The sequence below is a fragment of the Klebsiella sp. MISC125 genome (genome assembly GCF_051131775.1).
Lineage (GTDB): Bacteria > Pseudomonadota > Gammaproteobacteria > Enterobacterales > Enterobacteriaceae > Klebsiella.
This window is the reverse complement of record NZ_CP180448.1, coordinates 2,333,068-2,347,349: the sequence shown is the minus strand read 5'-3', so window position 1 is coordinate 2,347,349 and position 14,282 is coordinate 2,333,068. Positions and strand designations below refer to the sequence as shown.

General features: G+C 54.1%; 13 protein-coding genes. 5 read left to right on the top strand and 8 right to left on the bottom strand.

What is annotated here, in order from left to right; all coding sequences use genetic code 11:
* Nucleotides 1–26 precede the first annotated feature (26 nt).
* Genes ACMYSL_RS11070 through cmoB form a run of 3 tightly spaced genes read left to right on the top strand, consistent with a single transcriptional unit; the run spans nucleotide 27 to nucleotide 2,221 of the window.
* The gene (locus tag ACMYSL_RS11070) at nucleotides 27–422 is read left to right on the top strand and encodes an MAPEG family protein (RefSeq protein ID WP_110274320.1); all 396 of its coding nucleotides are present in this window, start codon (nucleotides 27–29) and stop codon (nucleotides 420–422) included.
* A gap of 39 nt (nucleotides 423–461) precedes the next feature.
* A complete protein-coding gene (gene cmoA, locus ACMYSL_RS11065; protein ID WP_434662834.1) occupies nucleotides 462–1,205 on the top strand; it encodes a carboxy-S-adenosyl-L-methionine synthase CmoA in 744 nt (247 codons plus the stop codon).
* On the top strand, nucleotides 1,202–2,221 hold the full coding sequence (gene cmoB, locus ACMYSL_RS11060) for a tRNA 5-methoxyuridine(34)/uridine 5-oxyacetic acid(34) synthase CmoB (RefSeq protein WP_434662831.1): 1,020 nt from the start codon (nucleotides 1,202–1,204) through the stop codon (nucleotides 2,219–2,221). The genes cmoA and cmoB overlap by 4 nt, the downstream gene beginning before the upstream one ends.
* 97 nt (nucleotides 2,222–2,318) lie before the next feature.
* Here the strand turns inward: cmoB and cutC are convergent, their stop codons facing one another.
* Together cutC and ACMYSL_RS11050 are read right to left on the bottom strand one after the other, a co-directional pair.
* Nucleotides 2,319–3,062 carry a copper homeostasis protein CutC gene (gene cutC / locus ACMYSL_RS11055; protein WP_434662828.1) on the bottom strand — a complete coding sequence of 248 codons (744 nt, stop codon included), beginning with the start codon at nucleotides 3,060–3,062 and terminating at the stop codon, nucleotides 2,319–2,321.
* A gap of 76 nt (nucleotides 3,063–3,138) precedes the next feature.
* A complete protein-coding gene (locus tag ACMYSL_RS11050) occupies nucleotides 3,139–3,708 on the bottom strand; it encodes a VOC family protein (RefSeq protein WP_434662825.1) in 570 nt (189 codons plus the stop codon).
* A gap of 230 nt (nucleotides 3,709–3,938) precedes the next feature.
* Between ACMYSL_RS11050 and argS the strand changes: the two genes are divergently transcribed.
* On the top strand, nucleotides 3,939–5,672 hold the full coding sequence (gene argS / locus ACMYSL_RS11045; protein ID WP_434662822.1) for an arginine--tRNA ligase: 1,734 nt from the start codon (nucleotides 3,939–3,941) through the stop codon (nucleotides 5,670–5,672).
* Nucleotides 5,673–5,848: 176 nt separating this feature from the next.
* Here argS and ACMYSL_RS11040 read toward each other — a convergent pair whose 3' ends face one another.
* Both ACMYSL_RS11040 and ACMYSL_RS11035 read right to left on the bottom strand, forming a co-directional pair.
* The gene (locus ACMYSL_RS11040; RefSeq protein WP_434662820.1) at nucleotides 5,849–6,988 is read right to left on the bottom strand and encodes a glycoside hydrolase family 88/105 protein; all 1,140 of its coding nucleotides are present in this window, start codon (nucleotides 6,986–6,988) and stop codon (nucleotides 5,849–5,851) included.
* A gap of 4 nt (nucleotides 6,989–6,992) precedes the next feature.
* Entirely contained in the window at nucleotides 6,993–8,576 is a 1,584-nt protein-coding gene (locus ACMYSL_RS11035; protein ID WP_434662817.1) for an MFS transporter, read from the bottom strand.
* Between the two features lie 351 nt (nucleotides 8,577–8,927).
* Here ACMYSL_RS11035 and uspC point away from each other — a divergent pair, with 351 nt between their 5' ends.
* A complete protein-coding gene (gene uspC / locus ACMYSL_RS11030; protein ID WP_434662815.1) occupies nucleotides 8,928–9,356 on the top strand; it encodes a universal stress protein UspC in 429 nt (142 codons plus the stop codon).
* A 28-nt stretch (nucleotides 9,357–9,384) separates the two neighbouring features.
* On the opposite strand, the gene otsA is transcribed toward uspC, so the two are convergent.
* The 4 genes from otsA to araG form a co-directional block, all read right to left on the bottom strand.
* Nucleotides 9,385–10,809: an alpha,alpha-trehalose-phosphate synthase gene (otsA, locus tag ACMYSL_RS11025; RefSeq protein ID WP_434662812.1), complete on the bottom strand. Its 1,425-nt coding sequence runs from the start codon at nucleotides 10,807–10,809 to the stop codon at nucleotides 9,385–9,387.
* Nucleotides 10,784–11,587: a trehalose-phosphatase gene (gene otsB / locus ACMYSL_RS11020; protein WP_434662810.1), complete on the bottom strand. Its 804-nt coding sequence runs from the start codon at nucleotides 11,585–11,587 to the stop codon at nucleotides 10,784–10,786. Before otsB ends, otsA begins: the two co-directional genes overlap by 26 nt.
* A gap of 160 nt (nucleotides 11,588–11,747) precedes the next feature.
* Nucleotides 11,748–12,728 carry an L-arabinose ABC transporter permease AraH gene (gene araH, locus ACMYSL_RS11015; RefSeq protein ID WP_110274331.1) on the bottom strand — a complete coding sequence of 327 codons (981 nt, stop codon included), beginning with the start codon at nucleotides 12,726–12,728 and terminating at the stop codon, nucleotides 11,748–11,750.
* 14 nt (nucleotides 12,729–12,742) lie between these two features.
* Complete coding sequence (gene araG, locus ACMYSL_RS11010) at nucleotides 12,743–14,257, bottom strand: L-arabinose ABC transporter ATP-binding protein AraG (RefSeq protein ID WP_434662807.1); 1,515 nt, start codon at nucleotides 14,255–14,257, stop codon at nucleotides 12,743–12,745.
* Nucleotides 14,258–14,282: the final 25 nt, after the last annotated feature.

The following is a 14,282-nucleotide window of genomic DNA, read 5'->3' as shown; positions in this document are numbered from 1 at the left end:
GGACGGAATGAAAGGGAGTTTTTAGTATGGTCAGCGCGCTGTATGCCGTTTTAGGTGCGTTATTGCTTATTAAGTTTTCTTACGACGTTGTCCGCCTGCGAACACAATATCGCGTCGGCTACGGCGACGGCGGTTTCAGCGAGCTGCAGGTTGCTATCCGCGTACATGGAAACGCAGTCGAATATGTTCCCATCGGACTGATTTTGCTACTGTTTATGGAAATGAACGGTGCGCAGATCTGGATGATTCACGTTTGCGGAATTTTACTGATTGCCGGACGCCTGATGCACTCTTACGGTTTTCATCATCGTCTGTATCGCTGGCGTCGTTCCGGCATGAGCGCCACCTGGTGCTCATTGTTGCTGATGGTGCTGGCTAACTTCTGGTATATGCCCTGGGAGTTGGTTTTCTCCGTCCGTTAGCGCACAATACGCCGTTTTCGATTTTTCGGGTTTAACGTTATGTCTCACCGCGATACGCTTTTTTCCGCGCCGATTGCCAGTCTCGGCGACTGGACCTTTGATGAACGGGTTGCTGAAGTCTTCCCGGATATGATCCAGCGTTCTGTTCCCGGCTATTCCAATATTATTTCGATGATCGGCATGCTGGCTGAGCGCTTCGTTCAGCCAGACACCCAGGTCTACGATCTTGGCTGCTCGCTCGGCGCGGCGACGCTGTCTATACGCCGCAACATTGCACATTCTGGCTGCAAAATTATTGCTATCGATAACTCCCCGGCGATGGTCGAGCGCTGTCGTCGTCATATTGACGCCTATAAAGCGCCGACGCCAGTCGACGTTATTGAAGGCGACATCCGCCACGTCACTATTGAGAACGCCTCAATGGTGGTGCTGAATTTCACGATTCAGTTTCTGGAGCCAGGCGAACGCCAGGCCATTCTGGATAAAGTCTATCAGGGGTTGAATCCGGGCGGCGCATTGGTGCTGTCGGAGAAATTCAGCTTCGAAGATGACAATGTCGGCGAGCTGCTGTTTAACATGCATCACGACTTTAAACGCGCCAACGGCTATAGCGAGCTGGAAATCAGCCAAAAGCGCAGCATGCTGGAAAACGTCATGCTCACCGATTCCGTAGAGACCCACAAAGCGCGCCTGCGTAAAGCGGGTTTCGAACATGCTGAACTGTGGTTCCAGTGCTTTAACTTCGGGTCGTTAATCGCCGTAAAATCCGGGGAAGTGGCATGATTGATTTCAGCAATTTTTATCAGTTGATTGCCAAAAGCCCGCTATCGCACTGGCTGGAGACCCTGCCCGCGCAGGTTGCGACCTGGCAACGCGAAGCGCTGCACGGCAAATATCGTGAGTGGGAACGTGCCGTTGAATTTCTGCCTGAATTTGCGCCGTACCGCCTGGATCTGCTGCACAGCGTGACCGCTGAGAGCGAAAAACCGCTCGGCGAGGGCCACCGACTGCGCATTGAAAATCTGCTTAAGAATTTGATGCCGTGGCGTAAAGGGCCTTATTCGCTTTACGGCGTGAATATCGATACTGAATGGCGTTCCGACTGGAAATGGGAACGCGTGTTGCCGCATCTTTCTGACCTCACCGGGCGCACTATTCTTGATGTCGGCTGCGGCAGTGGCTACCACATGTGGCGCATGATTGGCGCCGGAGCCCATCTGGCGGTCGGCATCGATCCAACGCAGTTGTTCCTTTGCCAGTTTGAAGCGGTACGTAAACTGCTGGGCAATGACCAGCGTGCGCATCTGCTGCCGCTGGGCATCGAGCAACTTCCGGCGCTGAACGCCTTTGATACCGTATTTTCAATGGGCGTGCTCTACCATCGCCGCTCCCCGCTCGATCACCTGTGGCAGCTAAAAGATCAGCTGGTTCCCGGCGGTGAGCTGGTACTTGAAACGCTGGTGGTTGAAGGGGACGAAAATACCGTTCTGGTCCCGGGTGATCGCTATGCCCAGATGCGTAACGTCTACTTTATCCCGTCTGCCGCCGCGCTGAAGATGTGGCTGGAGAAGTGCGGGTTTATCGACGTGCGCATTGTTGATGCATGTGTGACCTCAACTGACGAGCAGCGCCGCACCGAGTGGATGCCCACCGAATCGCTGGCCGAATTCCTCGACCCGAACGACCGCAGCAAAACGCTTGAAGGCTACCCAGCCCCGCTGCGCGCGGTGATTATTGCGACCAAACCAGAAACGCAGCAGTCGTTAGCGGCGAAAGAAAAAAGCAGGATGATAAGCTAACGCGGATTTTGGATAAAAAAAGGCCCCTGTTTAATGGGCAGGGGCCTGGTACGGGCAATCATCATATTGGGCGACATGATGTGCAGCTAAAAACGGTTTAATCTCTCTGCGCGGTAACAATACGCTTCATTTCCGCTACCGCTTCGCCATTCACGGCGTAGCGTAAGTATTCATCAGCGTCGGCATCCGTAGACATCGATAATCCGGGATTGCGAAAGCGCATCGGCGACGGTAACCACTGGCCTGCCGAGCTGTGTACCTCTTTAACCCCCGCCTGCAAAAACACCGACAGGTTGGCAGCGCGGACTCCTGCACCAGCCATAATGATTGGAGTATCGCTTCGGGAAATAAGTTCCCTGATTAATGAAATTCCTTTTTCGGCGGACGCCTGTTGGCCTGATGTCAGGATACGCTTAATGCCGAGATCTGACAGCTCAGAGCAGGCCTGGCGCGGGTCGGCGCACATATCAAAGGCACGGTGAAAAGTGACTGCAAGCGTTCCCGCTGCTACCATAATTTTTTCCATTCGCGTCGTATCAATCTGGCCGTCGGCATCCAGAATACCGACAACCAGCCCGGGAAACCCTAATTCTCGTACAGCGATGACATCATCAAGCATCGCCGCAAACTCGCCTGCGGTGTAGCAAAAGTCACCGCCGCGCGGACGAATAATCGGATGAACGGGGATCGTCACCGTATCACGAACCGATTTAAGAACGCCCAGCGAAGGCGTCAGGCCGCCTTCCTGCGGCGCGGCGCAAAGCTCAATGCGATCGGCACCGCTACGCTGCGCTTCTTGCGCGCACTCCATGCTGTAACAGCACACTTCCAGTAAAGTCATTCTTCTCTCCGTTGACATCGCAGGCACGACAGAATGTCACGATTTTTTGCTGCAGACACCGCGTCACTTCACACTGTCACCGTTCAGATTTTTCGCTGGCGACAATTTGCTCAATCGACCACGGATGGAATTTGATAGTGACCTTACCATCCGTCACCGCCAGCGTCGGGTTCGGCAGTCGCTCGTGTTCACCTTTCGGTGAGCTGGTTTTCACAAAAATCCCCGGCTGGCTGAGCCCTTCATCAGAAAGCAGCGCCAGCGCACGGGAATTCAGCGATTCAGGCTCACCTGGCAGAACGATTTCGACATGCTCCCAGCCCTCATGCGGATAGCGTTTTTCGCCCGGCCACGGCAGTTCAACGATGCTAAAACGCCAGTGCGCCATGCAAATCGGCTCATCCAGTTTAAATAAACAGATCGGGCGACCGTTGATGATATTCTCCGACAGCAGCGTACCGCATTGTTCAAAGCCGCGCCTCCAGCGCTCTGCCGTCGTATTCTGGTGGCAGCGCAGGGAAATATGGTCGGCATCATGCGGCGCAATATCGAGACCAAGCCGGCTAGCAAGCGCATTTAGCGCCTCGGTGAAACGCGGCAGGTCCGCGGAAATATCGTCCAGTTCATCAATTTGCTGCCAGTTTGCCATTGTAAGCCTCGGTACTCGCTAAAAAGAGCTAATCTAGCGCGTTTCCCCAGCCTGACCAACCCGCAATATTCAGTAATAACCCGTGAAAAGTTATTCATTAAGCGCGTGGCTTAGCAACCTATGCGCGATGCTGACTCATGGGCGCAAATGCAGTATACTCCCGCTCTTATTTGTCCACATTCCAGCGCCGCCCCGTCAGGGTCACGGTGTGTTAAACGTAAGGTATTTCGGTGAATATTCAGGCTCTTCTCTCAGAAAAAGTCAGCCACGCCCTGATCGCGGCAGGTGCGCCCGCCGATTGCGAACCTCAGGTTCGCCAGTCAGCAAAAGTCCAGTTCGGTGACTATCAGGCCAATGGCGTGATGGCCGTTGCTAAAAAACTGGGCATGGCGCCGCGACAACTTGCAGAGCAGGTACTGTCTCATCTTGACCTGAACGGCATTGCCAACAAGGTCGAAATCGCCGGTCCGGGCTTTATCAATATTTTCCTCGATCCGCTATTCCTGGCGGAAAACGTCAGCAATGCGCTGAAATCAGAGCGTCTGGGCGTAGCTCAGCCGCAGGCGCAAACTGTGGTCGTAGACTACTCCGCACCGAACGTGGCGAAAGAGATGCACGTGGGTCACCTGCGCTCGACCATTATTGGCGATGCCGCAGTGCGAACCCTGGAGTTCCTCGGCCATAAAGTGATCCGCGCTAACCACGTTGGCGACTGGGGCACCCAGTTCGGTATGCTGATCGCTTATCTGGAAAAACAACAGCAGGAAAACGCCGGTGAAATGGCGCTGGCGGACCTCGAAGGTTTCTATCGCGAAGCGAAAAAACACTACGACGAAGATGAAGCCTTCGCCGAACGCGCACGTAGTTACGTGGTTAAGCTACAGGGCGGCGATGAGTATTTCCGCGAAATGTGGCGCAAGCTCGTTGACATAACTATGTCGCAAAACCAGCTAACCTATAACCGCCTGAACGTGACGCTGACCCGTGACGACGTGATGGGTGAAAGCCTGTATAACCCGATGCTGCCGGGTATCGTTGCTGACCTGAAAGCCAAAGGTCTGGCTGTGGAGAGCGAAGGTGCAACCGTGGTGTTCCTTGATGAGTACAAAAACAAGGAAGGCGAACCGATGGGCGTCATCATCCAGAAGAAGGATGGCGGCTACCTCTACACCACCACCGATATCGCCTGCGCAAAATACCGTTACGAGAATCTGCATGCCGATCGCGTGCTGTATTACATCGATTCACGCCAGCACCAGCACCTGATGCAGGCGTGGACCATCGTGCGTAAAGCAGGTTACCTGCCGGATTCTGTGCCGCTGGAGCACCACATGTTCGGCATGATGCTCGGCAAAGATGGCAAACCGTTTAAAACCCGTGCCGGTGGCACCGTGAAGCTTGCCGACCTTCTGGACGAGGCGCTGGAACGCGCCCGCCGTCTGGTGGCTGAGAAAAACCCGGATATGCCTGCCGAAGAGCTGGAAAAACTGGCGAACGCCGTCGGGATTGGCGCGGTGAAATACGCCGATCTGTCGAAAAACCGGACCACCGACTATATCTTCGACTGGGACAACATGCTGGCATTTGAGGGCAACACCGCGCCTTACATGCAGTATGCTTATACCCGCGTGCTCTCGGTATTCCGTAAAGCGGATATTGATGAAAGCGCGCTGGCGGCGGCTCCGGTTATTATCACCGAAGACCGTGAAACCCAGTTGGCTGCCCGCCTGCTGCAGTTTGAAGAGACGCTAACCGTTGTCGCACGCGAAGGCACTCCGCATGTGATGTGCTCTTACCTCTACGATCTGGCGGGCCTGTTCTCGGGTTTCTACGAGCACTGCCCGATCCTGAGCGCCGAAAGCGAAGAAACGCGCAACAGCCGCCTGAAGCTGGCGCAGCTGACCGCGAAAACGCTGAAGCTGGGTCTGGATACGCTGGGTATTGAGACCGTAGAGCGTATGTAATTTGCAGGAAAAACCCGGCAAGCGCCGGGTTTGAGACCGATGACAGAGATTGCCCGGCGGCGCTTCGCTTGCGCGGGCCTACAGATACTGCGTGTTTTGTAGGCCGGCGTAAGGCGTTAGCCGCCACCCGGTTAAGATGCTAATATCCTTTTCACAGCTCGCCTCCTCCCGAATTTTCAAAAATATTTCCGTAAGTATTCCGTCAGGCACAGAATTGCCATCGCCTGGCCATACGGCATCGACGTGAGCGGAATTTCACGATAAAAATCAAGATTCGAGCCCATTCCGGTACCGAATGAGGTTTGCAGCAATTCCCCTTCAGGAGAGATATTCTGCACGATACCGCGAATCGCTTTCTCCGCCACTTCTGCATATTCCTGGCTCACATAGCGCTTGCGTACCGCTTTTAGGATCCCGTAGGCAAAACCGGCGGTGGCCGACGCTTCCAGATAGGAGTTTGGGTCATCAAGCAGCGTATGCCACAGGCCGCTGTCGTCCTGGCAGCGAGCCAGCGCCGCGATCTGCGCATTCAGCACCTGCACCAGATAACGGCGAACGGCGCTGCTTTCAGGTAGATCCACCAGCTCAAGGAAATCCGGGATCACAATCGTCAACCAGCTATTGCCGCGTGCCCAGCGAGCCCTGGCAAAATTATGCTGCCCCTGGTAGCTCCAGCCGTGGAACCACAGTCCGGTCTCCCGGTCCATCAGATTCTGTACATGCAGCAGGAACTGATACACCGCTTCCTCTACATATTCCGGGCGGTTGAGCAGTTTGCCGATTTTGGCCAGCGGCAGGACGGTCATCATCAACGTGTCGTCCCACATCTGCTGATGGTTCTCTTCCGCCAGGGTGATGTGCTGCATGCCGCCAAACTCGGTACGCGGCATATCGCGCATCGCCCACTCTGCCCAGCTGTCGAGCCAGGGCAGATATGCGCTATTGCCCGTCTCTTCATAGCGGTAAGCCAGGGTCAGAAACGGCGCCATCGTGTTGACGTTTTTGGTGGTTGCTCCTTCAGCAAAGCGATCAGTGAACCAGCTATCGATAATCTCGCGCATCGCGATATCACCAGTCTGCTGGTAATACTGATAGATGCCGTACAGGCCAACCCCGTGGGTCCACTCCCAGCCGTTCCAGCCTTTGGTGTCAATGATGCGCCCATCGTCCAGCCGCAGTAAAAATTTCCCGCTTTCATCCTTAATATTGACCAGGTTGTGCGTTACCTTCTGGATCAGCGCTTGCAGCTCATTACGGGCGATAAAACGCTCTGGCTGACGCAGTAATGGGCTATGTTTGACAGGCCAAACCTTCATATCCTTAACCTCTGTTATATGTCGAATTCAATTCTGAACGTTGTTTCAACGGCGGCGCGGCAGGTTTATTGCGATTCAGGTAGCCGATATTGTTGTTGCCCCACAGGGATTCGTACGGCATCCCGGCCAGCATCTCCACCACTTCACGATCCTGAGCGGTCGCCGTTTCCGGCTGCGCTCGACCGGACTCGCGCATTTTAAGCGTTTCCGCACGCAGGACGCTGTGGGTTTGCAGGTTGAGCTTAAAACGTAGAGAGACAAGAAAACCGCAGGCCAGTACCACTAATGTCCCCACGCTGAGAATCAGCAGGATTGTGTGGCTGACTTCATAAGGCTGGGTTTTCTGTCCGGAGACAAAGCCGGAAAATTGCATAATGATCCCCACCAGCATCACCGCGCCCGCCTGGGAGGCTTTACGGGTTAGAGTCATGATCCCGGCAAAGATCCCTTCACGGCGCTGTCCGGTAATCACTTCATCCACGTCAGCAATATAGGTGTAGGTATTCCATGGTACATAGTTGATACCGCCGCGTCCCAGGCCTGCAACTGCGGAAATCAGCAGCAGCAGCGAGTAAACATCGCTGAGCCCGGCGTAATACAGCACCGCGTAGGAGAGCGAGCTCAGACCAAACAACACCACCACCATCCGGTAGGATGGGGCTGGTCCGAAGCGGATGCACAGCGGGATCATGGCGATAACCGCGATAAACTGGAAGATAGCCATGGTGCCGAGCAGGTTAGAGGCCATGGAGGCTTCCTGCATCAACACAAACACCACATAGTAGGTAAAGACCGCGTTGAACACGTCCTGAGCGATATAGCCTCCCAGATACATGCCCAGATGCTGGCGGAAAATCTTAATCCGCAAGGTGGAGCTTAACTCAATAAACAGGCGGTTAAGGCTCTGGGACAGGGTCAGGTTTTGCTTCTCCTCTTCTGCCCGTAGCGCCGCTTCCGTCCACCCTTCTCGCGGGCGCTCCCAGGTAAAGAACCAGACAAAGGTCAGCATCATTGCGCACAGTACCGAGAACACCAGACTCGCATAGAAGAAAGAGACCGCATTATCCTTACCGAAGATAGTCAGCAGGACGCCCGGCAGGAAGGAAGCCAGGATCGCCGACATCTGCGCCATCGAAATACGCGCGCCGGAGAATTTGGTTTTCTGTTTAAAGTCATCGGTCATTTCCGGCACCAACGTTTCATACGGCACCAGAATCATGGTGTAGACAATATCAAACAGCAGATAAGTCAGCAGGTAGTACCAGAAGCCCATGTCCCCTACCCACATAATGGAGTAGCTAAAGACGAGCGGGATACCCAGCAGGATAAAGAACTTACGTCTGCCAAAACGTTTACCCAGCCAGGTCGAACCGAAGTTATCCGTCAGGAAGCCCATCAGCGGACTGATCACTGCATCCAGAACCCTGGCAGTGGCAAAGATAAGCGTCGCCTCAATAGGGGAAAGACCGCAAAAGGTGGTGTAGAAGTAGAGCAGCCATGCTGCAGTCAGTGCTGTGGTCCCCGCACCGAGGAAATCGCCCGATCCGTAGGCAAGGTAGTTAACCAAACCGATTTTACGTGTTTTCATCGCCGTAAATCCTGTGTCTTTTTTTAGAGAACTCCGACAATCCTTTTGGCGACTTCAGCCAAAAATGGAGTTGATATAGGACTACAGTAAGAGCATGGAAACGGCGTTACCTTTTCATTTTTGCCAGCCAAAAGCGTTCGATGGCAAAAATACAAAGAGTAGAGGAACACGCTTCACTTATTTATAAAACAACGTTTCTTTTAATGCAAAAGATCGGACCATTAATGAGAAATGGCTCTTTTTCAGATGAAACATAGCTCTTTTTTTCCGCTGCTGATAAACCTTGCGAAAGCTAAGGAATCGGAGTAAAGACAATAGAAAGGGTTATTTTGCGTATCTCAAGGAGGCTTGATGCCCTACTCACATCTGTTAGTCGCCGTTGCGCCGACCCCGGAAAGCCGGGTGCTGATTCAAAAAGCCGTTTCTATCGCCCGTCCGGTCAAAGCCAAAGTTAGCCTGATCACGCTGGCGACGGACCCGGAGCTGTATAACCAGTTTGCAGCGCCGATGATGGAAAACTTACGGGAAATAATGCAGGAAGAGACGCGCGGTTTTCTGGCCGAACTCGCTCACCACGCCGATTACCCTATCGAGAAGACGATTATCGCCAGCGGCGGGTTAGGTCATCACGTGAAGGATTTTTGCCAGCAGCATCGCGTTGACCTGGTGATTTGCGGTAACCACAACCAAAGCCTGTTTTCGCGCGCTACCTGCTCAGCGAAGGATATCGTCGGCAGCAGCGGCGTTGACGTGCTGCTGGTTTGTCTTGAAAAGGGCTAGCGCCGGGGAGACGCCAGCCGTTCAGCCTCTAGGCGAGTTTGGGGAAGGTCGCCACCTTGCGTTCTAAGTGGCTCTCCTCGCTCCTTGGCTCAATCTGCTTTAGATCGGCAATAAACCGCGCCTGCCAGTGGTGAATATCGTTCTCTTTAATCACCGCTAACATAGCCGAATGGCGCGTGATGCGTTCTGCCAGCGGCATGGTTAATGCCCGGTCCAGCGCGGCAGCGACCTCATCACGATCGTAAGGATTGACGATTAACGCTGTAGGCAGTTCATTCGCCGCGCCGGCAAACTGCGACAACACCAGCACGCCCGGGTTTTGCGGATCCTGGGCGGCCACATACTCTTTCGCCACCAGATTCATGCCATCGCGCAGCGGCGTGACCAGGCCAACATCTGAATAGCGGAAGATTTTCATCAACAGCTTGCGTTCAAAATGCTGGTTCAGGTAATAGAGCGGCGTCCAGCCCAACTGACCATACTGACCGTTAATCCGTCCGGCTGCGGTTTCCAACTGATGACGAATATCCTGATAGGCCTGAACATCACCGCGCGAAGTCGGCGCAATTTGGGTATAGCGAATCTTGCCGTGATGCTGCGGATAGTTCTCCAGCAGCGCCTCATAGGCCAGAAAACGTTCAGGTAAACCTTTCGAATAGTCCAGCCGTTCAACGGAAAAGATATTTTGTACGCCCTTAAGTTCGCTTTTCAGTTGCGCCAGTTTTGGCGGTAACGGCCCTTTTGCGCTGCGCGCAATTTCATCGGGATCGATGCCTATCGGATAAACTTCTGTGTGGAAAGGCTTGCCCCACGCGAGATGCTTTTTCCCACCGCGTGTCGTCACGCGGGTCTGCATTGATACGCTGTCGAGAAACGCCAGCCGGTCACTCTCGGTCTGGAATCCCAGCAGGTCGTAATCGCAAAGTCCCTCAAGCAGTTCAGCATGCGGCGGCAACGCATTAAAAATTTCTGGCGTCGGAAACGGGATATGCAAAAAGAAGCCAATGCGATTATTTACCCCGCGCTGACGCAGTTCACTGGCCAATGGCAGTAAGTGATAATCATGGATCCAGACGGTGTCGTCAGGTTCAATTAGCGGCAGCAGCTTATCTGCCAGCGTGGAATTCACCCGCTGATACCCTTCCCAGGCCTCGCGCTGAAAATTCACTAAATCAAGGCGATAGTGAAACGCGGGCCACAATACGGCATTGGAAAAACGATTGTAATATTCGTCGTGGTCCTGCTCGCTAAGGTTGAAAGAGGCCCAGGTAATATTCCCCTGAGTCACCTTTTTCAGCGGCTGCTGGTCATCGCCAATTTCCCCACTCCAGCCGAACCACAATCCTCCCGCTGCTTTTAACGCCCCCATAATCCCCACGGCCAGGCCACCGGCGCTGGCCTTTTTATCATCCGGCGGGGCAATACGATTAGATACTACGACTAAGCGACCCATAGCCATCTCTCCTGTCGGTTAGCGCGTCTGGTTGTTGCCCATTATTCGCGATGTTATTTATCCAAAGATGTACTGCGGCCACGTCCGGCAAGCGCCAGCGCGCCTGCGTTTCGCCACCCGCCACTTTGACCGATACGCCACCCAATTGATTGACGACGCCAAAACCCGCTTCATCGGTTAAGTCATCACCGACGAATACCGGTTTACGTCCCTTGAATGGCGCTTCCTGCATAAAAGCGGCAATCGCCTCGCCCTTATTCACTCCGCGCGGTTTGATCTCCACCACGCATTTACCTGGCTGCAGCGCCAAAATAGGATGGCGCTGCACGATTTCTTGTGCCAGCGCTAGCACCGCGCTTTGCTGCTGCGGCGCCTGGCGATAGTGCAACGCGAAAGCCATCCCCTTACTTTCCAGCTCGCAACCCGGTAGTGCACCCATCGCCGCTGTCAGCTGTGTTGAAAGGGTCTTGAGGAGTGAGTCAGGCAGAGTGACGATATGTGTTTCACCATTGATGTCACGGCGCTCAGCCCCGTGGACGCCGGCAAGCGGCAGTCGGAAAGGATGGGTAAGCTCATCGAGCTCAGCCATTGAGCGCCCTGAAATCAATGCCACCGCTCCATTTTGCTGCTGCACAAGCTGGCGCAGCGTTTGTAGAACATCAGCAGGAATAACCACCTGATCTGGATGGGGTTTGATACTGGCAAGCGTGCCGTCGAGGTCAAAGAAAAAAGCGTAGTTTCCGGTTAACGCAGGCGGTACGGAAATCTGGTCAGCCACCCTGGTTCCTCCTTATCATGGCCAGCACAATGCTGGGTGTTAACTAAATGTTAGCCATGTAAGTATAGACAGTGTGACCAGCCTCGCCATTTTTGATAGTCATTGCCAGCACAGCGGGCGCTGGCAATGGTTTAGGATTAAACTGAAAGGTTGGGGATAATCAAACCGTACGTTTCGCTTTTTGTTTGTAGCGGTCAAAGATTACCGCCGCCAGCAGAATCACGCCGCGCACCACATACTGCGAGAACGGCGAGATGTTCAGCAAGTTCATGGCATTTTCCACGGTCCCGAGGATCAGGATCCCGGCAACCACGTAGGAAATCTTACCAATCCCGCCTTTTAACGACACGCCGCCCAGCACGCAGGCCGAAATCACAATCAGCTCATAGCCAATCGAGGTCATCGGCTGACCGCTGGTCATACGCGAGGCCAGAATAATCCCTGCCGCTGCGGAAACCAGGCCGGAGAGGACAAAAATGATAATCTTGGTCCGCACCACCGGGACGCCTGCCAGACGCGCGGCTTCTTCGTTGCCGCCAATCGCCAGGGTATTACGGCCAAAGGTGGTTTTATTCAACAGCAGGCCAAAGATAATCAGGCAGCCAACCGTCAGCCAGATTGGCGCAGGCAGACCAAACCAGTTGGCATAGCCCAGGGTAAAGAAACGCTCATCCTCAATCCCGACCGCTTTACCGTCAGAAATAATATAGGCCAGACCACGGACGATCTGCATCGTCGCAAGCGTGGTGATCAGGGCGTTGATCTTTAAGCGGGCAATGACAAAACCGTTCACCAGACCGCTCAGTGCGCCTAGCAGCAGGCCAGCCGTAATGCCAATCCACATGCTTTCGGTCAGGTTAATCACCACCGCCGTGGTGACCCCCGCACAGGCGATAACCGAAGCAACCGACAGGTCAAAGTCACCGGATGCCAGGCAAAATAGCATCCCACAGGCCACCATCCCGGACATCGAGATAGCCAGCCCCAGACCTTTCATATTGATAAATGAGGCAAAATTGGGCACAAAAATCACGCAGCCGATAAACAGCACGGCGAAAACAACCAGCATGCCAAACTGATCCCAGATGCGGGAGAAGCTGAAAGCCGACCGGGAAGTACCTGAAGAGGTAACTGATGACATCATAAACTCCTTACTCAGGCGACCGCCTGGCTCACTTTGGGCATCGCAAGGCTCAATGCCTGCTGTTCATTCGCATGTTCATGCAACAATTCACCGGCGATTTCGCCCTCGCGCATCACCACGATACGGTCAGCGACGCCGAGAACTTCGGGTAAATCGCTGGAGGCAAAGACCACCGCGACGCCTGATGCCGCTAATGCGTAAATAACGTTGTAAATTTCATGCTTAGCGCCGACATCAATGCCGCGCGTCGGCTCATCGAGCAGGATCACTTTCATCTCTTCCGATAACCAACGGCCAAGAATAGCTTTCTGCTGATTGCCGCCAGAGAGATTCATAATCAGCTGCTCCGGGCCCGGCGTTTTGATGTTGAGCGATTTGATATGCTGGTCAGCGTTTTCCTCTTCCCAGGCGTTGTTAATCACGCATCCTGCAAGAATATGCTTACGACGTGCGCTGATATTGATGTTGTCGCGCACCGAGTGAACCGGAATAATCCCTTCGGCTTTGCGGTCTTCCGGACAGAGCATCATTCCAGCCTGAATCGCCTGCGCGGGTTTGCGGATGTCGATAGCCTGGCCGTCAATGTAGACCTGGCCACTGGTTATCCTGCTGCCGCCAAATAAGCCTTTCATCAGCTCGCTGCGCCCGGCCCCAACCAGCCCGAACAGGCCAACGATTTCACCGCTGCGCACCGACAGGCTGATCGGCTGACGCACGCCCGGTGCCTTCACCTGCTCCAGACGCAAGCGTTCGTTGCCGTATTCACGCGGTTGCCAGCCGTAGATATCGCCCAGTTCACGGCCCACCATCGCCTGCACCAGGGCGTCGTGGTTAACCTCTTGCATATTGTCAAATGTGCGCACGTAGCGACCATCTTTGAACACGGTGATGGCATCACTTAATGCAAAAATCTCTTCCATACGGTGAGAGACATAAATAATGACCCTCCCCTCCTCGCGCAGTTCGCGAATAACCCGGAACAGGTTTTCGATTTCCCGCGCAGACAGGGAGCTGGTTGGCTCATCAAAGGCGATGATTTTGGCGTTACGCGCCAGCGCTTTAGCAATCTCCACCATTTGCCACTGACCGATAGAGAGATATTTGAGCGGTGTTTCCGGGTCGATATCGAGTCCCAGATGCTCAAGCTGTAAGCGGGCTTCATAATTAAGTAGCGAGCGGTTAACGATCCCGCCCTTGTGTGGAAGCTGTCCGAGGTAGATATTTTCCGCCACGGTCATTTCCGGGATCAGATGCAGTTCCTGATAAATAATCGCCACTCCGGCATTCAAGGCTTCGGTGGTGTGGTTAAACGCCATCTGCTGGCCGCTGATTTGCAGGCTGCCGGCCGTCGGTATGTAGTTGCCGCTGAGCACTTTCAGCAGCGTAGATTTCCCGGCGCCGTTTTCTCCCATCAGGGCGTGAACCTGTCCGGCATAGCAGTCAAAGCTAATATCGGACAGCGCTTTAACGCCCGGGAAAGTCATGGTGATGCCGTGGAATGAGAGATAAGGGGTAGACTGTTGCATAACGACTCCGCTTTTCTGGACTGAG

Coding starts and splice junctions, on each gene's coding strand:
- cmoB (WP_434662831.1), top strand. CDS start 1,202: ATGATTGATTTCAGCAATTTTTATCAGTTGATTGCCAAAAGCCCGCTA.
- cmoA (WP_434662834.1), top strand. CDS start 462: ATGTCTCACCGCGATACGCTTTTTTCCGCGCCGATTGCCAGTCTCGGC.
- ACMYSL_RS11035 (WP_434662817.1), bottom strand. CDS start 8,576: ATGAAAACACGTAAAATCGGTTTGGTTAACTACCTTGCCTACGGATCG.
- uspC (WP_434662815.1), top strand. CDS start 8,928: ATGCCCTACTCACATCTGTTAGTCGCCGTTGCGCCGACCCCGGAAAGC.
- ACMYSL_RS11050 (WP_434662825.1), bottom strand. CDS start 3,708: ATGGCAAACTGGCAGCAAATTGATGAACTGGACGATATTTCCGCGGAC.
- ACMYSL_RS11070 (WP_110274320.1), top strand. CDS start 27: ATGGTCAGCGCGCTGTATGCCGTTTTAGGTGCGTTATTGCTTATTAAG.
- cutC (WP_434662828.1), bottom strand. CDS start 3,062: ATGACTTTACTGGAAGTGTGCTGTTACAGCATGGAGTGCGCGCAAGAA.
- otsA (WP_434662812.1), bottom strand. CDS start 10,809: ATGGGTCGCTTAGTCGTAGTATCTAATCGTATTGCCCCGCCGGATGAT.
- araG (WP_434662807.1), bottom strand. CDS start 14,257: ATGCAACAGTCTACCCCTTATCTCTCATTCCACGGCATCACCATGACT.
- ACMYSL_RS11040 (WP_434662820.1), bottom strand. CDS start 6,988: ATGAAGGTTTGGCCTGTCAAACATAGCCCATTACTGCGTCAGCCAGAG.
- araH (WP_110274331.1), bottom strand. CDS start 12,728: ATGTCATCAGTTACCTCTTCAGGTACTTCCCGGTCGGCTTTCAGCTTC.